We start from the raw sequence: 21,269 nt of genomic DNA, 5'->3' as shown, positions 1-21,269 counted from the left end.
CATGACGATACGCCGCCTCTGGCCGCAAAGCCTGGTCGGGCAGGTGATCCTGCTGGTCGCGCTGGCGCTGTTCGTGGCGCAGGCGATCAATTTCGGCCTGCTGCTGCGCGAACGCAACCGGCTGACGCTAACGGGCCAGACCGCGCCGCTCGCCTATCGCGTCTTGACCGCGCTCGATCAACGCCCCGACCGCGCCGCCGCGCGAGACGGCCGGCCCGACCGGCGGCAGGCCCGCAATATCCGCTTTCTTGCCGCGCAGCCCGCGCTCGGCGGCAAGCCCCGGCCCGATGTCGCAAATCGCGCGCGCGATATGCTGGAGGATATGGGCCTAACGGTCCGCCAGGTGATCGCGGCGGAGGACAGCCGCGTCATGCCACTCCGCCGCTGGGAAAGGCTCCGCCTGCGCCAGGGGGAGGCGCCCGATGATCGCCGCGTCGGCCGGCTGCAACTGGCCGTCGAATATGATGCGGGCCAGTGGCTGCTGGTAGAAGGGCGCATCGGTAATCGCCCGCCGCGCTTTGGCGGCTGGCTGGCGGGGCAGACGCTCATCCTCTACATCATCGTGCTCGCGCCGCTGCTGTGGATCGGCCGCCGCCTTGCGCGCCCGCTGCGCCAGCTGACCGCCTCGGCCCAGCAATTCGCGCGCACGGGCGCGGCCGATCCAGTGGACGAACGCGGGCCGGGCGATGTGCGCGATCTCACCATGGCCTTCAACGCCATGCGTGCGCGCATCATCGCCATGCTGGATGAAAAGGACCGGATGCTGGGCGCGATCGGCCATGACCTGCGCACCCCGCTTGCCTCGCTGCGCGTGCGCACCGAATCGGTGGAGGATGACGCCGAGCGTGCGCGCATGTCCGACACGATCGACGAAATGAACCGGATGCTGGAGGATATTCTCTCGCTCGCCCGCGCCGGCCGCAGCGCCGAAAGCCCGCAAAAGGTCGACCTTTCGGCGCTGGCGGACGCGGTTGTGGAGGATTTCGTCGAGTTGGGATCGCCCGTCACCCTGGCCGACAGCGCCCGCGCGGTCGCTCTGGTCCGCCCGCAGCAAATCCGCCGCGCGCTGCGCAACCTCATTGAAAACGCCATCGTCTATGGCGATCGCGCCCATGTCAGCGTTTCCCACTTACCCGGCCAGGTGCGTATCACCGTCGCTGATGAAGGCCCTGGCATCGCGCAGGACCGCATGGCTGAAATGCTCGAACCCTTCACCCGCCTGGAAGGCTCGCGCAACCGCGAAACCGGCGGCGCGGGCCTGGGCCTTGCGCTTGTCCGCGCGATCATGATCGAACATCATGGCGAACTCCTCCTCGCCAACCGCCCGGAAGGGGGGCTGGAGGCCAGCCTGGTGCTGCCTGCATGACGTCACCAGATTTAAAAGGGCGACATATCCTGAATATTATGCTACATCATGGCCATCGCGCGACCCATGCCGCAAGCATTCGCCGTGACAGAGAGACCATTGTGCTCCCGCTTGCCAGCCAGGGAGCCAAATATTGGACGATCTCAATTATCTGTTGATGCGGGAGCAGGAAGAACTGATCCGCTATCATAGCGCGCATACGCCTGAAATATCTTCCGCCCATCGTCGATCGGCGGCCGATTATAATCGACGTATTCGCCAGCATCCTCATCCCTATCGGTCGGAACGCGCCGATGGCTCGGCGAGCTTCACCCTTTCCGCGCATGTGGAGGTGCGGGCATGAGCCGCGCGATCAACGTCAAGGGCACGCCCGAAGCGGTCACGGCCCTGTGCGCCAGCCATGCGCTGCGCATTTCGGTGATCGAACCGCTGCAATCGGGCGGCGTGCGCGTCGTGATGCTGGACCCGCGCGAGGCCGACACGCTGCGCGGACTGATGAAGGGCAAGCTGATCCAGGGTGAAGTGGTGCGCTCCGCCTCGCATGTCGCGCGTCAACTGCCGGCCGCGACCTCTCGCCGATGACCGAACGCCAGCAAGCGGCCCTCCGCACCCCCAGCGCGGCGCAGGCGGCAAGCCCGCCCGCCCAGACGCGCCGCAATCGCGACAGCGACCTCATCCGCGCCCACGCCAAAATCCTCGCCGTCACCCAACGCGAAGCCCAAGCCCGCCGCCCCCGCGACGCGGGGTAGCGGTAAGGGCTGTCATGGGCGCACCAGCTTTCGGCTGGCATTCCAGACGATCCTGATAGGGCCGGCATTTACCCAATTGCGTCTTGGCATCCAAAGTAACTCCGCGTAATGGTATCGTTAACACAATACGATGCGGAGAGGGTTTCCATGCGACATATATGCGCGCTGTTATTGCTGGCCAGCCTATGCGGCCTGCCTCAGGTTGGCATCGCCGCTACCGCCCCGCGCACCGATCTGCCGCATTTTGAACAACGCGGCGCCGCAACGCAGCTAATCGTGGATGGCAAACCCTTTCTGGTGCTGGGCGGCGAGGTCAAGAACAGCAGCACCAGCAACCTTGTCCATTTCAGTCGGAAATGGCCATTGCTGGTCCGCGACAATCTTAACACGATCTTGGTGCCCGTCGCATGGGAGACCATCGAGCCGGTCGAGGGCCAGTTTGACTTTAGCAATGTCGATGGCCTGATAAAGGGCGCGCGCGATCATGATCTGCGGCTGGTATTTCTCTGGTTCGGTACTTGGAAGAACACGTTCTCCAGCTATGTCCCATCATGGGTGAAGCGCGACACGAAGCGGTTTCCGCGCATGCAGACTGCCGATGGACGCGGGACGGAACGCATTTCCGCTCTGTCCACCACAGCTCGCGATGCCGACGCGCGTGCCTTTGCGCAACTGATGCGGCATTTGAAGGCCGTGGATGGCGCGCGCCAGACGGTGCTGATGGTGCAGGTGGAAAATGAGGTCGGCGTCATTCCTGAATCGCGCGACCACGCGCCCGACGCCGAAGCCGCTTTTGCCGGGCCGGTCCCTGTGGAGTTGATGACCTATCTGACCGCGCATCGCGCGACACTTAACCCGGAATTGCGCGCCGCGTGGGAAGCCAATGGAGGGCGGGCCAGCGGAAGTTGGACCGAGGTCTTCGGGGACGAAGGCATGACGGATTCTCTGTTCATGTCCTGGTCCTATGCGCGCTATATTGATCATGTCGCTGCGGCTGGCAAAGCGGAATATGCGCTGCCCATGTTCACCAATGCGGCGCTGATCCGGCCCAATTACGAGCCGGGCCAGTATAATTCGGGTGGCCCGCTGCCTTTTGCCATGGATCTTTGGAAGGCGGGTGCGCCGGCCCTCGATTTCCTCGCTCCCGACATTTATTTCGACAATTATGCCTATTGGGCGTCTCAATATCGACGCCCCGATAATGTGCTGTTCGTGCCCGAAGCGCGGGGCGGGGCGATCGGTGCGGCCAATGCTCTTTACACGTTCGGCGCGCTCAAGGGTTTCGGCTTCTCGCCCTTCGGCATTGACGAGCGCGGCGTGCAACTGGCTGGAGATCCGAGCGTCGGGCTTGGCACTGGCGGGGATGGCGACCCTGTGATCGGCGCGCTCTATGGCCAGCTCGAACAACTCGCGCCGTTGGTGCTTGAGAAGCAGGCAGAAGGAAAGATCTCGACTGTTATCATGGAGGGCTCGGCGCAACGATCGGGCCGGGGGCGGATCGGCGATTATATGGTCAACATGGCCCGCGCAAACGGACCCGATGGTAATGTCGATCCTGACAGCCGCGTCGCGGCGATGTTCCTCCAAACCGGACCGGACGATTTCATCGTCTTGGGGGCTGGCGATATGCAGGTCAGCTTTACCACGGACCGTCCCGGACCGCCGATTGTCGGTATTGAGAGTATCGACGAACAAATCTTGAAGGACGGGACGATGTCCGCCGGGAGAAGACTGAACGGCGACGAAAATGGCCAGGGTCAATCCCTGCGGCTCTCCTCATCGGACGCTGCCGAAAACAAGGTCTATCGCGTCCGCCTCTATCGGTATCGCTGACGGCTTATGATCATTGGCAAGCGATCCCTGCCCTTGGCGACGGGGGCATAGGGCTGCTGCATCGGTCGGTCTTTCGATCTACCAAATAAAAAGGGGCCGCTTTTCCAAGCGGCCCCTTTCGCATCCTCTCCCTAGTGACAGGGATGTGTCTTTTGCGTTGGCTCAGTCGGCCTTCGACTGGAGGTTCACCGCGGCATATTTGCCGCGACGGTCGACTTCCAGTTCGAAGTCGAGACGGTCGCCTTCGTTGAGGGCGGCCATGCCGGCGCGTTCGACGGCGCTGATGTGGACGAAGGCGTCGGGCTGGCCGTCATCACGCTGAATGAAGCCAAAGCCCTTCATCGCGTTGAAGAATTTCACCGTGCCACTCGCGCGCTCACCGGTCAGCTGACGCTGCGGGCCGCCACGGTCGCCGCCGCCAAAGCCGCCGCGATCGTTGCCGAAACCACCGGCGCGCGGTTCGCGCGGAGGCGCGCGATCGGTCACCGGCATCGGTTCGCCGTCGATCACCAGGTCGGTGGCGGACACTTTGCCGCCGCGATCGACCAGCGTGAAGCCAAGCGGCTGGCCTTCGGCGAGGCCCGTGAGGCCGGCCTGTTCCACCGCGCTGATATGAACGAACACGTCTTCGCCGCCATCGTCACGAACGATGAAGCCAAAGCCCTTCTGTCCGTTGAAGAATTTAACGACGCCCTTGCCTTCGCCGACGACCTGCGCGGGCATGCCGCGACCACCGCCGCCGCCGCCGCCGCCGAAACCGCCGCCACCGCCAAAGCCGCCGCGACCACCACCGCCGCCGCCGCCGAAGCCGCCGCGGTCACCGCCGCCAAAACCGCCACGATCGCCGCCGAAACCGCCACCGCCGCCGCCGAAGCCGCCGCGATCACCGCCGAAACCGCCGCCGCCAAAACCGCCGCGGCCCTGATCGTAGAAATTGTCGTCGCCGAAACCGTCGCGCTTGTCCTTGCCGCGCCCGCCGCGGCGACCTCTATCAAAACTCATGCCCTGTTAGTCACTTTCGCTTCGCCCCAAGACCAATCGGACAAACATGTCGGGCGAATGACATGCAAAATCCACCGCAAAGGCGGGTTTGGGAATCACTATATCAACTTTTCAGGGCCATGCGAATGATTTTCACCTCTTCGGACCCGATCCGTTCCTTTTCGCGATATTATCGCTATCATGAGCATCCTGCCGCATGTGCGCGTCCGCTCGTCGCGCAACGGGGGTCCTGCATTGCGTCGATTGCGGTGCGAGCGGTTTCGCCATAGAGGGGGTGGCATGACCGTTCATTTCCATGAAGAAGATCTGCCCGTCGGCGTGCTCGCGCCCGGGCCGATCGCCGTCGATACCGAAACCATGGGGCTCATCACCCCGCGCGACCGGCTGTGCGTGGTCCAGATCAGCGATGGGAAAGGGGACGAGCATCTGGTCCGCTTCAACCCCGGCAGCGATTATGCCGCGCCCAATCTGAAGGCCGTGCTGGCTGATCCTGAGCGCCTCAAACTCTATCATTTCGGCCGCTTCGATATTGCCGCGCTGCGCCATTATCTGGGCATCGTCGCCGCGCCGGTCTATTGCACGAAGATCGCCTCACGCCTGGTGCGCACCTATACCGACCGCCATGGCCTGAAGGAATTGGTGCGCGAATTGCTGGGGCAGGACATCAGCAAGCAGCAGCAATCGAGCGACTGGGGCGGTCCGGTCCTGTCCGACGCGCAAAAGGATTATGCCGCATCCGATGTGCGGTTCCTCCACCAGCTCAAGGCCGAACTGGACAAGCGGCTGGAGCGGGAAGGGCGCATGGAACTGGCCCAGGCCTGTTTCGATTTCCTGCCGCACCGGGCCGAACTGGACCTGGCGGGTTGGCCGGAAACCGACATTTTCGCGCATATGTAAGGGGGACGGGGACGCACCGCCATGTCCGTTCAGGCCGAACAGCAACGTAATGTACGCCGCCACTGGGCGCGGCCGGGGGGCAGCCATGACCGACTGGTCAAGCTGCTCAAAAACTGGCTGCCCGTGTCGGTCGGCATACTCGCCGCGCTGCTCGCCACCGCGCCTTTCACCAGCGGCGACAAGGTCAGCTTCGTGCTCGACAAGAACAAGGTGGAAGTGGCCAAGGAACGCATGCGCGTCACCGAAGCGCTCTATCGCGGCGAAGACAGCAAGGGTCAGCCCTTTTCACTGCGCGCCGGATCGGCGGTGCAGAAAAGCTCACGCGAACCGATCGTGGACCTGAACGACATGTCCGCGCGCATCCTGTTGTCGGATGGTCCCGCCGTGCTGACCGCGCAAAAGGGCCGCTACGACATGGAAAGCGAACGCGTCGCAATCGAGGGGCCGGTGCAGTTCCAGGCGGCGGGCGGCTATCGCCTCACCACCCGCGACGTCGGCGTCGATCTCACGACGCGGCGAATGCGCAGCGCCGGCCGCGTCGACGGGCGCATTCCCATCGGCACGTTCAGCGCCGATCATCTCGAAGCCGACATGGGCGCGCGCACCGTGACATTGGACGGCCGCGCCCGCTTGCGTATCGAACAAAATGGCCTCAAAGGGCAGAAGTGATGAAACGCACCCTCATCCTGCTTTCGACAGGCTTTCTGGCCACCACTGGCGTGATGATCGTCGGCTCTGGCGGCCCCCTGTTCGCGCAGGCGCTCCGCAATCATGACAGCAACGCCCCGGTCAATTTCACCGCCGACCGGATTGAGGTGCAGGACCGCGCCGACCGCGTCGTCGTGTCGGGCAATGTCGTCGTGACGCAGGCGGGCATGACGCTCAACGCCGCGCGCATGACCGTCGCCTATCGCAACCAGCCGGGCGGCGGCGCCAATGGCGTCGAAATCGACCGTATCGACGCATCGGGCAATGTCGTCGTGACCAAGGGCGATCAGACCGCGCGCGGCAATGTCGCCATTTACGACCTCAATGCCAAGCTGATCACGATGCTGGGCAATGTTGCGCTGACGCAGGGGGCGAATCGGCTCACCGGAGGACGGCTGGTGATGGATTTGAACAGCGGGCGATCGACCGTCGATGGGCGCTCCAGCGGCGGCGGCGCGGGCACCTCTACCAGCCCCAGCGGACGGGTCTCGGGCACCTTCTCGGTGCCGCAGCGCAGCAACTGACCGCGCCCCGAAAAGGCGACAGGTGCGGAGCGTTTTTTACAAAATGGCAGGATTCGCAATAATGCGCCTTATTGCGAACGGCTAAGCATCTGATTTACAACGATAATGTTTGATCCTGGCGGCGCGGAAATGCAAAACGCCTGACAGCCGTCGCTTTTGCTGTCGCGCTATAGGCATGAAAAAGGGCGCCGCCTCGCCAGCGACGCCCTTTCACGATCGGACGGGAAATCACGCCGCCGCGCGACGTTCCTTCAGTTCCTCGTTCAACATTTCCGCCAGCAGGAAGGCCAGCTCCAGGCTCTGCGCCGCGTTGAGGCGCGGGTCGCAATGGGTGTGGTAGCGGTCCGCCAGACCTTCGTCGGTGATGGCGATCGCGCCGCCGGTGCATTCGGTGACATTCTGCCCGGTCATTTCGGCATGGATGCCCCCGCCAAAGCTGCCCTCGGCGCGATGCACGGCGAAGAAACCCCGCACCTCGGCCAGGATGCGGTCGAACGGCCGCGTCTTGTAGCCGTTCGGCGCCTTGATGACATTGCCGTGCATCGGATCGCACGACCACACCACCGGATGCCCCTCCCGCAGCACCGCGCGCACCAGCTTGGGCAGGCCCGCCTCGATCTTGTCATGGCCATAGCGGGTGATGAGTGTGATCCGCCCCGCCTCGCGCGAAGGGTTCAGCACATCGAGCAGCCGCAGCAGCGCATCCGGCTCCAGGCTCGGCCCGCACTTCATGCCGATCGGATTGCCGATCCCGCGCAGATATTCGACATGCGCCGATCCTTCAAAGCGCGTGCGGTCGCCGATCCACAGCATATGCGCCGACGTGTCATACCATTCGCCGGTGATCGAATCCTGCCGGGTCAGCGCTTGTTCGAACGGCAGCAGCAACGCTTCGTGGCTGGTGTAGAAGCTGGTTCCGCCCAGCTGCGGCACGCTCTCCGCGTCCAGCCCGCAGGCGCGCATGAAGTCGAGCGCCTGGCCGATCTGGTCGGCCATTGCCTCGAACTTCGCGGCCCAGGGGCTGCGGCCCATGAAGTCGAGCATCCAGCCATGCACCCGGTCGAGGCTGGCATAGCCGCCCGTCGAAAAGGCGCGCAGCAGGTTCAATGTCGCAGCGGACTGATTATAGGCGCGCACCATCCGCGCCGGGTCCGGCTCCCGCGATTCCGCTGTGAAGGCAATGTCGTTGACATTGTCGCCGCGATAGCTGGGCAATTCCACCCCGCCGATCGTCTCGGTATCGGCCGATCGCGGCTTGGCGAACTGGCCCGCCATGCGGCCGACCTTCACCACCGGCAGCTTGGACGCAAAGGTCAGCACCACCGCCATCTGGAGCAGCACGCGGAACGTGTCGCGGATATTGTTGGGGTGGAATTCGGCAAAGCTCTCGGCGCAATCGCCGCCCTGCAACAGAAACGCCTCGCCGGTCGCCACCTTGGCAAGATCCGCCTTCAGGTTGCGCGCCTCGCCCGCAAAGACGAGCGGCGGAAACTGGCCAAGCTGAGCCTCGACCGAAGCAAGCGCCACCTGGTCCCGATAGACGGGCATCTGAATGCCCTTTTGGCTCCGCCAGCTTTCCGGCGTCCACTTCGCCGCCACGTCTCTTCTCCTTCGCATGCATCAAAATAGGCGCCGCACCTACGCCGCCACGCGGGTCAAGGCAAGTTTATAGCGGTAGCGCCCGTCCGTTGCGCAATGATTTGTCTCGATCAGGCTGATCGACCGGGCCATCAGTCCAGTCGCCAGTCCCGCGTCAGTCCTTGCGTCGGGCGGTGAAGTCGAACGTCACCGCCACCTGCGGGGCCAGGCTGCCGCCGCTCTCCCCGTTGCCCACATCATAGGCCGCGCGCGCGATGCTGGCGATGCCGCGCACCCGCCGCGTCGCGCCGTCGCCCGATAGGCTGAACCGGATGGACTGGGGCTTGGAGATCCCTTTTAGCGTCAACATGCCATCGGCGCTGTAGCGGCCGGGGCTGGTTTCCTGTGCGCCCTTGGCGGTGAAGGTCGCGGTCGGATGAGCGGCGGTCGCGAAAAACTCGTCGCCGGGCAGCATCCCGTCCTTATAGGCGTCGCCGACGCTCGCCGACGTCATGTCGATCGTCACGGCGATGTCCGCGCTTTCGGGCCGGGCGGGGTCCATGACGATGTTCGCGGTCCATTTGGAAAATGTGCCGCTGATCGTCTCACCGTCATTGCCCACCGAAAATCGGATGGCGCCGCCCGGCTGCACGGCCCACGTCGCTGGCTCTGCGGTCGTGTCCTCGGCCGCGTCGCTGGCGTTGGCGACCGCATTGTCCACCTCCGTCGCGGCGGTGGCATTCTGCGCTTCGGCGACATTGGCGGCGTCGTTGCCCATATCCACGTCCTGCGCTACCGGCGCCGGGGCGGGCGGCGCGCTGGTCGGCACGATCGCGCGGCCGGCCAGGAAGCCGATCAGGATCAGCGCGGGCAATGCCACCAGCCACAGCTGCGAGCGGCCTGGCACCATCCGCCAGAGCAACCCGTCGCGCAGCAGCAGATGATGGCGCAGCGCGCCCGCGACATGCAGCAGGAACAAGGCAATGCCGATCCAGGCGATCACGCCATGGCTGCCCTCGGCCAGTTCGTGCGCGCCAGCGGGCACCGGCAGATGGGGCAGGGGGATGATGCCAAAGATCAGTGTCGGCACCTTGACCTTCGCAGTGGAAACCAGCGCCCAGCCCGTCAGCGGCGCGGCCAGCATGAAGGCATAGAGCCCGAAATGCACGGCAGAGGCCAGGCTGCCCTGCCAACCGCCTTCCTTTGCTGGCGGACGCGGCTTCCAGTAACGGACGGCGATCCGCAACAGCGTCAGCGCCAATATGGTGATGCCGACCGACTTGTGCAGCTGGAACAGGTTGAAGCCGCGCGCGCCCAGATCTTCCAGCGCCCATCCCACGGCAATCTGGAACGCCAGCAGGGCGGCGATCGCCCAGTGCAGGATGATGGCGGCTATGCTGTAGCGCTGCGGCATGGATGCTCCCCGTTGTGGCGTGCCGCCAAATTAGGTCGGACGCGCATGCAAGTCCATCATCTTGCAACCAATCACGCAGGTCACGCCCGCGACCGGCCCGTGCAACGCCGGGGGGGAGGTCGTGCTAATCCTCGATATCCAGCGCTTCCACTTGCGCCGTCGGCAAGTCGGCGCCCATGATTTTCGCCAGCGTGGGCGCAATGGCGCGCATGTCGATCCGGCCCAAATCCTTGCCGGCCGGGATGCCCTCGCCCAGCAGCAGCAGAGTCGCGTCCAGGGCGGCGGGGCCGGGAAAATAGCCGTGCATCCCTTTGACCGGGCTTGGGCCGGTTACGGGAGCTGCCGCGCCCCGGAAGATGTCGGTCACAAAGCCCGGCTTCAGGTTCACGGCAAAACTCGCTTGCGGATTGCCGCCCATCGAAACGAGCCTGTCGTGATCCACGATCTGATCGATACCGTTGGCGGGATTGGCGGCCAGCCGGTCGAGCAGCGTCTTGACCCGCGCCTTGAGTCCCGCATCATCGGGTCGTGCGAGCATGATCGCCGCCGATCCGCCCGCGATCCAGGGCATCGCCAGCCAGGACGCGACCTTGCCGTCGGACCCCAGCGTGATGAGTCCGGCGTCGATGAAGGGGCGGTAGAGGTTGAGTGCGCTATGCGTCGCTTCGAACCCATGGTCGCTGACCAGCGCGATCACCGCGTCGGGATGCGCCTGTCGTTCGGCGGCCACCAGATCGCCGACCAGCGCGTCGATCTTTTCCAGCACGGCCTTCGCCGCGGGGGATCCCGGTGCGCTGGCATGTTCCTCATGGTCCAGTGCGGCAAAGTAGACGGTCAGGAAATCGGGTTTGTGCGCGTCGATCAGGGCGCGGGCGAACTGCGTGCGATTCTGGTCCGCAGCCAGGCTTTCGTCGATCCCCATGGCATAAGGTTCGCCGACCCGCGCTTCCAGTTGCGCTTTCAAACCCGGTGTCGCGAGCGCATCGAGCAGCCGCGCGTCATCCTCATGTCCGGTGCGCCATATTTGCGGCAGGTTCCACGTCACGCCCCTGGCCGCGACGCTGACGGGCCAATGGACATTGCCAGTGGACAGCCCTGCCTTGGTCGCCGCTTCCCACAGCATCGGCGTCTTCACATCCTGCGCGTACCAGTACCAGCCACCCTGGTTCATCCCCATGGGGTCAAAGCTGTTATTGGCGACGATGCCATGTTTGGCCGGCGACACGCCCGTCATCAGCGTTGTGTGGCTGGGGTAGGTCAGAGTGGGCAGCACGCCGGTCACGCCGGTCGCACGCGCGCCTTCCTTCACGAAGCGACGCAGATTGGGAATGGAAAGCCCGCGCTTGTCCGCCTCCAGCACATCGCCGGGGCGCAACCCGTCGATGGAGATGAGGAGGACGGGTTCTGCCCGGGCCGCGAGCGGTACAACCGTGGTCAGGGCCGAAACGACAAGCGCGAGTCTTTTCATGCGTCTTTCTCCGCTATCCGGCTCAGAAGCCGGTCTTGAGCGTGGCGAAGAACTGCTGGGGCGCGCCCACCAGCAGGGTCTGCGCGTCGCCGCTGTTGACGAAGCCGCCCGAGCCGATCGTTCCGACATATTTCTTGTCGAACAGATTGGTGGCATTCAGCTGCACTTCGATCCGATCGGTCAGGCGATAGCCGACCGATGCGTCGACGATGACCCGGCCGGGCACCGAGGCATCATTGGTGTAGCTGTAATAACGGCGCGACATGTAATTGACGCCGACCCGGCCGAACGCCTTCCCATCATCATAATTGAATTCGCCGCGCGCCATATGCTTGGGGCTGTCGACGACGGTCTTGCCCCTGATCGCCGCGACCAGCGTGCCGTCCGAACTGTTCAGCACATCGTCCCGGTACGTGGCGTCGGTGTAGCTGTAGGACGCGTAGACGCCAAAGCCGGACCCCAGTTTGAGGTCGCCCGCCGCTTCGAAGCCCAGCGCGCGCACGCCGCCGACATTCTGCAACGCGGACGCAAGACCCTGGATCGGGCTGCCCACCGTCACCGCCAGCAGGCGGTTGCGGAAGTTGACGAGGTAGGCGCCCAGCACGCCGTTGAACATCGGCGTGTTGTAGCGCAGGCCCAGTTCATAGGTATCGGACTGTTCAGGCTTGAGATCATCCCTGATCGCATCGAAGCCGACCTGGTTGGTCGAAAAGGGGCCAGTTGTGGTGGCGGAGGAGAAGGCGCGCGTCACCTGGGTGAACCCGCCAAAGATTTCCGCCTCCGGGCTCAGCTCGACGGCAAAGCCGGCATGCGGCTGGAACCAGTCCTCGACCTTGATCCTGCCTTCGGGGAAGCTCGCCTGGACGATGGCATCGGCCTTGTTGGTGACCTTGAACCCCTTCCATCCCAGGTTGATCGTCACCATGCCCAGGTCGATCTTGTCCTGGATATGATATTGGAAGGTGTTCGTCGTGAAATCGAACTCCCATTGGGTGAAGAAGGGGTTTTTGGGATAGTCGCGGAAGCTCAGGCCCGGCTCCGTCCGGCTGGCGAAGGCGTAAAAGCGGCGCGCCTGATGGAATTCGTTATTCTCATACCATGCCCCCGCGCTCAGCGTCTGAATGCCCAGCGTATAGTCGACGCTGCCGAACACGCCGATCCGGTCCATGTCATATTCGGTCGTGCGCACCGACATGGGCACGCCGTTGGGGCTGGGCGTATAGGGCGTCCCCCACAGGCCCATGCCGCTATTATTGTGATAATAGCCCTTGATGCGGAAGGTCGCGGCCTCACCGATCGGGGTTGTCAGGCCGACTGCGCCCAGCCAGTCCTTACGCAGGCCCGCCGCGTCATAATAGGCGTCGTCGGCGCTGGTGACGTTGCCGGGATAGACCTGTCCGCCCGCGACCGGTGCGCCGCTATAATCGTACAGGCCGTCGGGGAATGGCGATCCGCCGCTGTTGCTGACCCGATCGACGTCGTTGAGGCGGTCGGCATAATCGATCGCGCGCGCATAGTCGGGGAACGTGTTGTCCCAGTCCCATCCCAGGCGGCGGATCATGTTCATCGACATGTCCTGATAGTCTTGCTCGCGCCGGTCCGAATAGCTCAGCCACCCATCGATGGTCGCGTTGCCGGCCGGGATCACGACCTTCGCATTGCCCATATGCTGGTCCTGCGTCCCCTGGCCCTTCCACTTGTCGGTCGCGCCATAACCATAGGAGACATAGCCGCGGATGCCATCGCGCGTGCCCAGCGCCAACCGGGCGAAGGCGCGCCAGGTTTCGTCGCTGCCATAGGTCAGGTTGCCCTGGCCCGCGAGCGACCCGCCGCTCAGATATTCGGCAGGGTCGGCGGAAAATGTCTCGACCGTACCGCCAAGATTGCCGGTCGATTGGGTGCCAAGCGAACCTGCCCCCTGGCTGACGCGCACGCTGCCGATATTTTCGCTGCTGATCGCACGGGTGATGTGCAGGCCGTTATGGTTGCCATAGCTCATGTCGCCCAGCGGAATGCCGTCGAAGGTGAAGCCCAGCTGATTCTGGTTGAAGCTGCGGATGGTGACGCGCTGCGACCATTCATAATTGCCGAACGGGTCGGCGGACTGGAAATTGACGCTTGGCAGCTTCTCGATCGCCTTGAGCGGATTGGTGCCCGGCGTCAGCGTGACGATGTCCTTGTCCGTGATTTCCTGCACCTGGCGCGTTTCGCCACGGCCAAAGACGATGATTTCCCCGCCGTCCGTCGGCGTGGCTGCTGCGGGCAGGGCGTCCTGCGCGAAAGCCGGCGTCGCCGCCAGGAAAGTCGATGCAAGCAAGAAAGTGTGAAGTGGCCGCATGATGATAGTCCCCCTGGACACCGGTCTGATCGCCGGGTCGCGAGGGGCCTGTATCGTCGGCATGTTGCAAGGTGGTGAGGGATCGTTGACGGATTGGCGTCATGGTCGTGACAGGTGCGTCATGAATGGTGTGTTGCAGGCCTGTGTCAGAAAAGCCGCACCTTCGTCATTTTGCATGATGTTATTGCATCGATGGCCGTGACGGCTATGGCAATGACCATATATTTCCAAGGGAAAGCAGAACATGCCCAAACCTGAAAGCTGGCGGTTCAGTCCCGATGCCTATCGTTTCATCACGAGCATCGATACTCGTTTCCAGGATCTCGACACGATGGGTCACATCAACAATGTGGCCATTTCTGGTATTTTCGAAACGGCGCGCATCCGCTTTCACCATCATCTGGGCCGTCACCCGCAGGAACAGGGGGTGCGCTGGCTGGTGGCCAATGTGAACCTCAATTTTCTGGAGGAATCGCATTTTCCCTATCCGTTCGAAGTCCATTGCGCCATCGGCCATATTGGCCGCACCAGCTGGACGATCAGTTCGGCGGGGTTCCAGAAGGGCGTGTGCGTCGCGACCTGCGATACGACGGTGGTGACTCATGGCGCCGAAGGGCGTCGCATTATCGACGATACGCTGCGCGAAGCGATGGAGCGGAATTTCCTGCGCACCCCCGCCTGATGGCGCCTTAGCTAAAACCCGCCAGATGGCGGCTCCATTGCAGAGCGATGACCCCGCCCTTGACCGGCTGGATCAGGGCGATGGCCAGCATCGCGGCCAAGCCGGGCCAGATCAGCGATTGCCACGCCAGCGGGATCGCGAGCATCCTGTTCGTCTCGATCATTAATGGCACCAGGATATGGCCCAGCAGCAGGATCACGATATAGGCCGGGAAATCGTCCGCCTGATGCGCGTCCAGCTGGAGGCCGCACCCCTCGCAGCAGGGCCTGACCTTCAGAAACCGGGCAAACATGCCCTGCGCGCCGCACGCGGGACAGCGGCCACGCAGGCCACGCGCGATGGCGGGCCAGGCGGCGCGTTCGGGCGGTTGCGGGACAATCGGATCGGTCATGCCCTCATCGCTAGGACGACATCCGGACCGGCGCAATATGATGGGCGCGCGGACATCGCTTCCGTCGGGCGCAAAGCCTGCTAGGAAGCGTCATGCGCCTGCCGGGTCCGACCGAAATATTTTGTCTGTTCGACGACGCGCGTGTGCGCGGACCCGCGCCCGCCCGTCTCTATCGTGATCCCGTGGCCACCATCGCGGCGTACCGCATGGATGAAGTGCAACCAGCGCTCGATCGCGTCGCACAGGCGAGTGATGCGGGCCTGCACGCCGCCGGCTTCATCAGCTATGAAGCGGGCCTGGCGTTGGAAGACAGGTTGGCGCCGATCGCCGCGCGAAGCGAGGGGGGCGGCGCGCCTTTGCTGTGGTTCGGCCTGTTCGAAGGGATGCGCCGCATCCCCTCCACCGCCGTGCCCGGCCTGCTGCCGGACAGGGCGCAGGCAAAGATCGGAACCGTGCGGCCGCTGATCGCCGTGGCGGATTATCGCCGCGCCTTCGAAGCGGTGCAGGGCTATATCCATGCCGGCGACATCTATCAGGTCAATCTGACCTTTCCTTGCGATGTGCCGTTCGAAGGCGACCCGCTGGCGCTCTATGCCGCGGTCCGCCCGCGCGCCGCCGCCGGCTATGGTGGCGTCGTCCACACCGGCAGCCATAACATTCTGTCCTTCTCCCCCGAACTCTTCTTCAGCCAGGTGCGCGGCCAGCTGACCGCTCGGCCGATGAAGGGCACCGCGACGCGCGGCGTCGATCCGGCAAGCGACGCGGCCCAGGCGCGTTGGCTGGAGGAGGATGACAAGCAGCGCGCCGAAAATCTGATGATCGTCGATCTGTTGCGCAACGACCTGTCTCGCGTGTCGCAGGCGGGCAGCGTCATCGTGCCTGACCTGTTTCGGGTGGAAAGCTACCCCACGGTGCATCAACTGGTGTCCACCGTCCGCGCCCGCGTGCTGCCGGGCCTGTCGCCCGTCGATGTGTTGCGCGTGCTGTTTCCCTGCGGGTCGATCACCGGCGCGCCCAAAGTGCGGGCAATGGAGATCATCGACGCGGTCGAGCCGCATCCGCGCGGCGTCTACACCGGCGCGATGGGCTGGATCGATCCGGACGGCGACGCGGCGTTCAATGTCGCCATCCGCACATTGTGCATCGAAGACGGCAAGGGCGTGGCGCGGTTGGGGCTGGGGTCTGGTATCGTCGCGGATTCCGATGGCGCATCTGAATGGGCGGAATGTCTTGCCAAGAGCCGATTTCTTTGCGCAGCTTGACTTGAATGAGAGCAGGGGCTTGAAATAACCGCAATGTCTTTGATCGACGGACAGTATGACCTGCTCGAAACCATGGCCTTCGACCCGCATGAGGGGATAAGGCTGCTGGACCTGCATCTCGCGCGCATGAAGGCAAGCGCCGATGCGCTGGGTTTTGCCTTTGATCGGCACGATGTCCGCAACGAACTTCAGGCCGCGACCTTCCGCCTGCGCGAACGCAGCCGGGTACGGTTGCTGGTGTCCAGGGGCGGAGCGCTGGCGATCGAGGTGCGCGATCATCGCACCTGGCCGCACGCGATCGTGCCGGTTGCGGTCGTGCCCCGACAGGCGTCGGCTAACGACCCGCGCCTGCGGCACAAAACGACGGATCGGGCCGTCTATCGCGACGCATTGCGCCGTGGCGGCACCTATGAAGTGTTGCTGACCGATGAAAAAGGGTATTTGACCGAAGGCTGTTTCTCGACCCTTTTCGTCGAACGCGGCGACAAGCTGGTGACGCCGCCGCTCACGCGCGGCCTGCTACCCGGCGTTTTGCGCCAGAGCCTGATCGACATGGGGGAAGCTGCGGAGGCGGACCTCAAGGTTCATGACCTGGAGCGCGGCTTCTTCATCGGCAATGCCGCGCGCGGCATGGTCGCGGCGACGCTGGCGCGATAAGCGCCCGTCGATAGCCGCGCTTTTAAAGGGCAAAGCCATTGCCGCCCATCTGGCGGTTGCCCCTAAGTGCGTTGCGCACTAAGGACCGCCGCGTCCGCTAAATGTGCGGGCAAGAGGATATTTGAGAAAGAAGATTGCCATGAGCCAGACTTCCGCTGCCCTCGGTCGCATCCAGCCGTCCGCCACGCTCGCCATGAGCGCACGCGTCAACGCGCTCAAAGCCGAAGGCGTGGATGTCATTGGCCTGTCGGCGGGGGAACCGGATTTCGACACGCCCGATTTCGTCAAGGACGCCGGCATTGCAGCGATCCGCAACAACCAGACCCGCTATACTGACGTGGACGGAACCGTCGATGTCAAGGAAGCGGTCGCCTTCAAATTCAAGCGCGACAATGGCCTTGTCTACAAGCGCAGCCAGATCAGCGTCAATTCGGGCGGCAAGCATACCTTGTTCAACGCCTTGATCGCCACGGTGGACAAGGGCGATGAAGTCATCATCCCCGCGCCCTATTGGGTCAGCTATCCCGACATCGTCAATTTCGCGGGCGGCACGCCGGTCATCATCGAAGCGCCGGCTGCCCAAGGGTACAAGATCACGCCGGCGCAGCTAGACGCTGCGATCAGCCCGCGCACGAAATGGGTGATGCTCAATTCCCCGTCCAACCCCTCGGGCGCGGCCTATTCGGCGGACGAACTCGCGGCGCTGGCCGATGTGCTGCTGCGCCATCCCCATGTGATGGTGATGACCGATGATATGTATGAGCATGTCTGGTATGCCGCATCGCCCTTCGCCACCATCGCGCAGGTGTGCCCGGACCTTTATGACCGCACGCTGACGGTCAATGGCTGTTCCAAGGCCTTTTCCATGACCGGATGGCGCATCGGTTTTGCCGGCGGTCCTGAATGGATCATCAAGGCGATGGGCAAGCTCCAGTCGCAATCGACCAGCAATCCCTGCTCGATCAGCCAGGCCGCCGCCGTTGCCGCGCTCACTGGTCCGCAGGATTTTCTGGAAGACCGCAATGCGGTGTTCAAGAAGCGCCGCGACATGGTCGTCGCCATGCTGAACGATGCACCGGGCCTGGATTGCCCAACCCCCGAGGGCGCTTTCTATGTCTACCCTGACGCAAGCGGCGTGATCGGCAAGACGACGCCCAAGGGTGCGGTGATCGACAGCGATGAAGCACTGATCGGCTATTTCCTGGATGAAGCCAAGGTGGCCGCTGTCCATGGCGCCGCCTTTGGTTTGTCGCCGGCCTTCCGCATCAGCTATGCAACCTCGGACGATGTGCTGCGCAAGGCGTGCACCCGCATTCAGGAAGCCTGCGCGGCGCTGAAATAAGGCCGTCTATTTCCGCCTCGCTAAAAAAACAGGCGGCGGGAACTTTTTTCGCCCAAACTGGAAACTGTCCTTTTCCCGCTGCGCCGTCTTGTGTTCGGCGCAGCGCGGCTTATATGCCGGTTGCGAACAGAAACTTAAATATCCGGCGGCGTTCGTCGTCCTTATCCTGGCATTGGTCGAAAGCTGCTGCGGTGGCATCGATTGTTCAGTCAGGGGCAAGGCGCATGAAGGTAGCGGGAAAGCCGATGAGATCGGCAGACTATGGTAGAAAGGCGTTTGCCATGAAGGCGTTCCTCAAATCCGATTTGTTCCTGCGCTTCCTGGGCGGGTTTGCGATCGGTGCTGTTGGCATGGTCATGCTGCAACCCGACGAGCCGCCGATGTTCAGCAGCACCGCTGTCGCCGCGACCTCGACCGATGGCTCGGCCCTTTAAGCGCGTCATCCCGTTTCTGGTGGCTGCGCTTGCCGCAGCCGCCCCAGCGCACGCGGAGCGTGTCGTGTCCGCGCCTGCCCCCGCCATTGATGCCGCACCCAAGCGCAAGCTGGAAACAGCCGTTTTCGCAGGCGGCTGCTATTGGGGCGTCGAGGGCGTTTTTTCTCATGTCAAAGGCGTCAAACTCGCTGTCTCGGGTTTTGCCGGCGGCCCGCGCGACGTGCGCGTTGATTATGAGACGGTCAGCGGTGGCGACACCGGCTATGCCGAAGCCGTGCGCGTAACCTATGATCCCAAGATCGTCAGCTATGGCACGCTGCTGCGCATCTTCTTCTCGGTCATCGCCGACCCCACTTTGCTCAACCGCCAGGGCCCCGACCGTGGGACGCAATATCGCAGTGCGCTCTTTCCCTTGAATGGCGAACAGGACCGGGCGGCGCGCGCCTATCTCGCGCAACTGGGGAAAAGCGGCCTGTGGAATGATCCGATCGTGACGAAGGTGGAGCGGTTCACCGGCTTCCAGGACGCCGACAGCTATCATCAGGATTTCATGCGCAAGAACCCGCGCCATCCCTATATCCTGCGTTGGGACGCGCCCAAGCTGGCGGCGTTCAAAACCATGTTTCCGGCATCATATCGCGATCAGCCTTCCGCCTGAGACGCGCGCGCGAAGCCGGCCCTTGTTCTGGCCGGACCTGCGCCTACCTGTTTGAGGAACGATGCAGGAGGATAGGATGAGCGACATGCGCGGCCGCCGGATTTTGACGACCTTGCAGGAGGACGGTCGACTGGTCGTCGAACTGGCGGAGGAAAGCCTGCCGCCGCCAACCGGGCATGACGTCGTCGTGCGGGTCGAGGCAGCGCCGATCAACCCATCCGACCTTGGCCTGCTTTTCGGTCCGGCGGACCTGGACAATGCCGAATATGGCGATGGCCGCATCGTAGCGACGATGCCGGACGGCGCGCGCCGGGCGATGGCCGCGCGTGTCGGGCAGGCGATGCCGGTCGGAAACGAAGGTGCAGGAACCGTCGTCGCGGCAGGGGAAGCCGCCGACGCGCAAGCCTTGTTGGGCAAGACGATCGCTTGTGTCGCCGGTGGCATGTTCGCGCAATATCGGACAGTCGATGCCCGGTCCGTCATTGAGCTGCCGGACAATGCGACGGCAGAGCAGGGGGCGTCCGCCTTCGTCAATCCATTGACCGCGCTCGGGTTTGTAGAAACCATGCGTCGCGACGGCCATAGCGCGATCGTCCACACGGCCGCCGCCTCCAACCTGGGCAAGATGCTGCTGCGCATCACCAAGGAAGACGGCGTTCCGCTCGTCAACATCGTGCGCAGCCCTACGCAGGCCGCGATGCTGAAGGATATGGGCGCGGAGCATGTTGTCGACAGCAGCAGCGACGATTTCAAAGCGCATCTCGTCGCGGCGCTCAAGGCCACGGGCGCGACTTTGGCCTTTGATGCGATCGGCGGAGGCACGCTGGTCGGGCAGATCTTGCACGCTATGGAAGAGGTGGCGTCGGAAGGGCAGGAGTATAGCCGCTATGGCTCCAACAGCCGCAAGCAGGCCTATATCTATGGCTCGCTCGATACCGGCCCGACCATTCTCAACCGCAGTTTCGGTTTCAGCTGGTCGGTCGGGGGCTGGCTGCTCTTCCCCTTTTTGCAAAGTCTTGATGCAGCCGCACTGGAGCAACTGAGAGCGCGCGTGCGGGATAATCTGACGACGACCTTCGCGAGCCAGTATAAGGCGCGCATTTCACTGGAGGACGCGCTCAAGCGCGATGCAGTGTTGACCTATAATGCGCGGCGCACGGGCGAGAAATATCTGCTGCTGCCCAATGGCTGAGCTGAGGCCGGACGGACTATACCATGGCTTGGCGGAAGGCACCCGGTCAGTCGATGCGCCTCAAATGAAAAGAGCGGGGTCTGCTTCCAGACCCCGCCTCTTTTTGCGATTCGCTGGTGCGCGCGCTTATTTCGGCGCGAGAACCATCAGCATCTGACGGCCTTCCATACGCGGATAGGCTTCGACCTTCGCGATTTCCTGGACATTCTCAGCCACGCGTTGCAGCAAATTCATGCCCAACTGCTGGTGGCTGAGTTCGCGGCCGCGAAAGCGCAGCGTAATCTTCACCTTGTCGCCATCGCCGATGAAGTCATGCACCTTCTTCATCTTCGTCTCATAATCATGATCGTCGATGTTGGGGCGCATCTTGATTTCTTTGAGTTCCTGCGTCTTCTGCGTCTTGCGGGCGATATTCGCCTTCTTCTGCGCTTCATACTTGAACTTGCCGATGTCGAGAAACTTGCAGACCGGCGGATCGGCGTTAGGCGAGACTTCGACGAGATCGAGGCCAATCTCATAGGCCTGCTCGATCGCCTCCTGCGTAAACATCACACCGAGATTTTCGCCTTCATCGTCAATCACGCGCACTTTGGGCACGTTGATGAACTCGTTATAACGGGGGCCGGATTTCGGCGGCGGCGCCATCGGGCGGCGCATCATCGGGGGACGTATAGCAATATCTCCTATGGTCGTTACGAAAACGAGCGGCTTTTAGCGACATTTTACCAATGCGGAAAGGGGTGCGCGGTTCCGCCGTGGCGAAATCACGCACCC

Annotated in this window: 22 protein-coding genes; 15 read left to right on the top strand and 7 right to left on the bottom strand. The window is 63.4% G+C overall.

Annotated elements, in window-relative coordinates:
- Nucleotide 1 precedes the first annotated feature (1 nt).
- The 5 genes from LL253_RS17395 (at nt 2) to LL253_RS17375 (ending at nt 3,948) form a co-directional block, all read left to right on the top strand.
- Nucleotides 2-1,366, top strand: coding sequence for an ATP-binding protein (locus LL253_RS17395; protein ID WP_228227953.1), 1,365 nt, complete (start codon nt 2-4; stop codon nt 1,364-1,366).
- 133 nt (nt 1,367-1,499) lie between these two features.
- Nucleotides 1,500-1,709 (top strand): hypothetical protein, encoded by a 210-nt coding sequence (locus tag LL253_RS17390; protein WP_009820997.1) that lies wholly within the window; start codon nt 1,500-1,502, stop codon nt 1,707-1,709.
- Nucleotides 1,706-1,948, top strand: a complete 243-nt coding sequence (locus LL253_RS17385; RefSeq protein ID WP_009820998.1) for a hypothetical protein — start codon at nt 1,706-1,708, stop codon at nt 1,946-1,948. Before LL253_RS17390 ends, LL253_RS17385 begins: the two co-directional genes overlap by 4 nt.
- Nucleotides 1,945-2,115 carry a hypothetical protein gene (locus LL253_RS17380; RefSeq protein ID WP_009820999.1) on the top strand — a complete coding sequence of 57 codons (171 nt, stop codon included), beginning with the start codon at nt 1,945-1,947 and terminating at the stop codon, nt 2,113-2,115. The genes LL253_RS17385 and LL253_RS17380 overlap by 4 nt, the downstream gene beginning before the upstream one ends.
- Before the next feature lie 147 nt (nt 2,116-2,262).
- Nucleotides 2,263-3,948, top strand: a complete 1,686-nt coding sequence (locus LL253_RS17375) for a GH35 family beta-galactosidase (protein ID WP_228227952.1) — start codon at nt 2,263-2,265, stop codon at nt 3,946-3,948.
- A 162-nt stretch (nt 3,949-4,110) separates the two neighbouring features.
- On the opposite strand, the gene LL253_RS19955 is transcribed toward LL253_RS17375, so the two are convergent.
- A complete protein-coding gene (locus LL253_RS19955; protein ID WP_037542085.1) occupies nt 4,111-4,950 on the bottom strand; it encodes a cold-shock protein in 840 nt (279 codons plus the stop codon).
- A gap of 279 nt (nt 4,951-5,229) precedes the next feature.
- Between LL253_RS19955 and LL253_RS17360 the strand changes: the two genes are divergently transcribed.
- Genes LL253_RS17360 through LL253_RS17350 form a run of 3 tightly spaced genes read left to right on the top strand, consistent with a single transcriptional unit; the run spans nt 5,230 to nt 7,079 of the window.
- A complete protein-coding gene (locus tag LL253_RS17360; RefSeq protein WP_009821004.1) occupies nt 5,230-5,847 on the top strand; it encodes a ribonuclease D in 618 nt (205 codons plus the stop codon).
- 21 nt (nt 5,848-5,868) lie between these two features.
- A complete protein-coding gene (locus LL253_RS17355; RefSeq protein WP_228222061.1) occupies nt 5,869-6,516 on the top strand; it encodes an LPS export ABC transporter periplasmic protein LptC in 648 nt (215 codons plus the stop codon).
- Nucleotides 6,516-7,079 (top strand): LptA/OstA family protein, encoded by a 564-nt coding sequence (locus LL253_RS17350; protein WP_009821006.1) that lies wholly within the window; start codon nt 6,516-6,518, stop codon nt 7,077-7,079. The genes LL253_RS17355 and LL253_RS17350 overlap by 1 nt, the downstream gene beginning before the upstream one ends.
- Nucleotides 7,080-7,307: 228 nt before the next feature.
- On the opposite strand, the gene LL253_RS17345 is transcribed toward LL253_RS17350, so the two are convergent.
- The 4 genes from LL253_RS17345 to LL253_RS17330 form a co-directional block, all read right to left on the bottom strand.
- On the bottom strand, nt 7,308-8,678 hold the full coding sequence (locus LL253_RS17345) for a class II 3-deoxy-7-phosphoheptulonate synthase (protein ID WP_228227951.1): 1,371 nt from the start codon (nt 8,676-8,678) through the stop codon (nt 7,308-7,310).
- A gap of 154 nt (nt 8,679-8,832) precedes the next feature.
- Nucleotides 8,833-10,071: a cytochrome b/b6 domain-containing protein gene (locus LL253_RS17340; RefSeq protein WP_228227950.1), complete on the bottom strand. Its 1,239-nt coding sequence runs from the start codon at nt 10,069-10,071 to the stop codon at nt 8,833-8,835.
- A gap of 124 nt (nt 10,072-10,195) precedes the next feature.
- Entirely contained in the window at nt 10,196-11,539 is a 1,344-nt protein-coding gene (locus LL253_RS17335) for an alkaline phosphatase family protein (RefSeq protein ID WP_228227949.1), read from the bottom strand.
- A 22-nt stretch (nt 11,540-11,561) separates the two neighbouring features.
- Entirely contained in the window at nt 11,562-13,877 is a 2,316-nt protein-coding gene (locus tag LL253_RS17330; protein WP_228227948.1) for a TonB-dependent receptor, read from the bottom strand.
- Between the two features lie 244 nt (nt 13,878-14,121).
- Between LL253_RS17330 and LL253_RS17325 the strand changes: the two genes are divergently transcribed.
- The gene (locus tag LL253_RS17325; RefSeq protein ID WP_009821012.1) at nt 14,122-14,559 is read left to right on the top strand and encodes an acyl-CoA thioesterase; all 438 of its coding nucleotides are present in this window, start codon (nt 14,122-14,124) and stop codon (nt 14,557-14,559) included.
- A 7-nt stretch (nt 14,560-14,566) separates the two neighbouring features.
- Here LL253_RS17325 and LL253_RS17320 read toward each other — a convergent pair whose 3' ends face one another.
- On the bottom strand, nt 14,567-14,950 hold the full coding sequence (locus tag LL253_RS17320) for a DUF983 domain-containing protein (RefSeq protein WP_228227947.1): 384 nt from the start codon (nt 14,948-14,950) through the stop codon (nt 14,567-14,569).
- A 92-nt stretch (nt 14,951-15,042) separates the two neighbouring features.
- Here LL253_RS17320 and pabB point away from each other — a divergent pair, with 92 nt between their 5' ends.
- The 6 genes from pabB (at nt 15,043) to LL253_RS17290 (ending at nt 20,495) form a co-directional block, all read left to right on the top strand.
- Entirely contained in the window at nt 15,043-16,212 is a 1,170-nt protein-coding gene (pabB, locus tag LL253_RS17315; protein WP_228227946.1) for an aminodeoxychorismate synthase component I, read from the top strand.
- A gap of 33 nt (nt 16,213-16,245) precedes the next feature.
- Nucleotides 16,246-16,869, top strand: coding sequence for an aminotransferase class IV (locus LL253_RS17310; protein WP_009821015.1), 624 nt, complete (start codon nt 16,246-16,248; stop codon nt 16,867-16,869).
- A 139-nt stretch (nt 16,870-17,008) separates the two neighbouring features.
- On the top strand, nt 17,009-18,211 hold the full coding sequence (locus LL253_RS17305) for a pyridoxal phosphate-dependent aminotransferase (protein ID WP_228227945.1): 1,203 nt from the start codon (nt 17,009-17,011) through the stop codon (nt 18,209-18,211).
- A gap of 281 nt (nt 18,212-18,492) precedes the next feature.
- Nucleotides 18,493-18,645, top strand: coding sequence for a hypothetical protein (locus tag LL253_RS17300; protein WP_009821017.1), 153 nt, complete (start codon nt 18,493-18,495; stop codon nt 18,643-18,645).
- The gene (msrA, locus tag LL253_RS17295) at nt 18,629-19,303 is read left to right on the top strand and encodes a peptide-methionine (S)-S-oxide reductase MsrA (protein WP_228227944.1); all 675 of its coding nucleotides are present in this window, start codon (nt 18,629-18,631) and stop codon (nt 19,301-19,303) included. Before LL253_RS17300 ends, msrA begins: the two co-directional genes overlap by 17 nt.
- Nucleotides 19,304-19,379: 76 nt before the next feature.
- On the top strand, nt 19,380-20,495 hold the full coding sequence (locus LL253_RS17290) for a zinc-binding dehydrogenase (protein ID WP_228227943.1): 1,116 nt from the start codon (nt 19,380-19,382) through the stop codon (nt 20,493-20,495).
- Between the two features lie 126 nt (nt 20,496-20,621).
- On the opposite strand, the gene infC is transcribed toward LL253_RS17290, so the two are convergent.
- Nucleotides 20,622-21,155, bottom strand: coding sequence for a translation initiation factor IF-3 (gene infC, locus LL253_RS17285; RefSeq protein ID WP_037542090.1), 534 nt, complete (start codon nt 21,153-21,155; stop codon nt 20,622-20,624).
- Between the last annotated feature and the right edge of the window lie 114 nt (nt 21,156-21,269).

It is taken from the genome of Sphingobium soli, assembly GCF_020782245.1.
Taxonomy (GTDB): domain Bacteria; phylum Pseudomonadota; class Alphaproteobacteria; order Sphingomonadales; family Sphingomonadaceae; genus Sphingobium; species Sphingobium soli.
The sequence above is the reverse complement of the archived record's forward strand: the minus strand, read 5'-3'. Positions and strand labels throughout refer to the sequence as shown.

Excerpts from the sequence above, each read along its gene's own strand:
- LL253_RS17305 (WP_228227945.1), top strand. The coding sequence starts at position 17,009 with ATGAGCCAGACTTCCGCTGCCCTCGGTCGCATCCAGCCGTCCGCCACG.
- LL253_RS17310 (WP_009821015.1), top strand. The coding sequence starts at position 16,246 with ATGTCTTTGATCGACGGACAGTATGACCTGCTCGAAACCATGGCCTTC.
- LL253_RS17385 (WP_009820998.1), top strand. The coding sequence starts at position 1,706 with ATGAGCCGCGCGATCAACGTCAAGGGCACGCCCGAAGCGGTCACGGCC.
- pabB (WP_228227946.1), top strand. The coding sequence starts at position 15,043 with ATGCGCCTGCCGGGTCCGACCGAAATATTTTGTCTGTTCGACGACGCG.
- LL253_RS17290 (WP_228227943.1), top strand. The coding sequence starts at position 19,380 with ATGAGCGACATGCGCGGCCGCCGGATTTTGACGACCTTGCAGGAGGAC.
- LL253_RS17375 (WP_228227952.1), top strand. The coding sequence starts at position 2,263 with ATGCGACATATATGCGCGCTGTTATTGCTGGCCAGCCTATGCGGCCTG.
- LL253_RS17300 (WP_009821017.1), top strand. The coding sequence starts at position 18,493 with ATGAAGGCGTTCCTCAAATCCGATTTGTTCCTGCGCTTCCTGGGCGGG.
- LL253_RS17335 (WP_228227949.1), bottom strand. The coding sequence starts at position 11,539 with ATGAAAAGACTCGCGCTTGTCGTTTCGGCCCTGACCACGGTTGTACCG.
- LL253_RS17325 (WP_009821012.1), top strand. The coding sequence starts at position 14,122 with ATGCCCAAACCTGAAAGCTGGCGGTTCAGTCCCGATGCCTATCGTTTC.
- LL253_RS17350 (WP_009821006.1), top strand. The coding sequence starts at position 6,516 with ATGAAACGCACCCTCATCCTGCTTTCGACAGGCTTTCTGGCCACCACT.
- LL253_RS17355 (WP_228222061.1), top strand. The coding sequence starts at position 5,869 with ATGTCCGTTCAGGCCGAACAGCAACGTAATGTACGCCGCCACTGGGCG.
- LL253_RS17320 (WP_228227947.1), bottom strand. The coding sequence starts at position 14,950 with ATGACCGATCCGATTGTCCCGCAACCGCCCGAACGCGCCGCCTGGCCC.
- LL253_RS17380 (WP_009820999.1), top strand. The coding sequence starts at position 1,945 with ATGACCGAACGCCAGCAAGCGGCCCTCCGCACCCCCAGCGCGGCGCAG.
- LL253_RS17340 (WP_228227950.1), bottom strand. The coding sequence starts at position 10,071 with ATGCCGCAGCGCTACAGCATAGCCGCCATCATCCTGCACTGGGCGATC.
- LL253_RS17360 (WP_009821004.1), top strand. The coding sequence starts at position 5,230 with ATGACCGTTCATTTCCATGAAGAAGATCTGCCCGTCGGCGTGCTCGCG.
- msrA (WP_228227944.1), top strand. The coding sequence starts at position 18,629 with ATGGCTCGGCCCTTTAAGCGCGTCATCCCGTTTCTGGTGGCTGCGCTT.
- infC (WP_037542090.1), bottom strand. The coding sequence starts at position 21,155 with ATGATGCGCCGCCCGATGGCGCCGCCGCCGAAATCCGGCCCCCGTTAT.
- LL253_RS19955 (WP_037542085.1), bottom strand. The coding sequence starts at position 4,950 with ATGAGTTTTGATAGAGGTCGCCGCGGCGGGCGCGGCAAGGACAAGCGC.
- LL253_RS17395 (WP_228227953.1), top strand. The coding sequence starts at position 2 with ATGACGATACGCCGCCTCTGGCCGCAAAGCCTGGTCGGGCAGGTGATC.
- LL253_RS17330 (WP_228227948.1), bottom strand. The coding sequence starts at position 13,877 with ATGCGGCCACTTCACACTTTCTTGCTTGCATCGACTTTCCTGGCGGCG.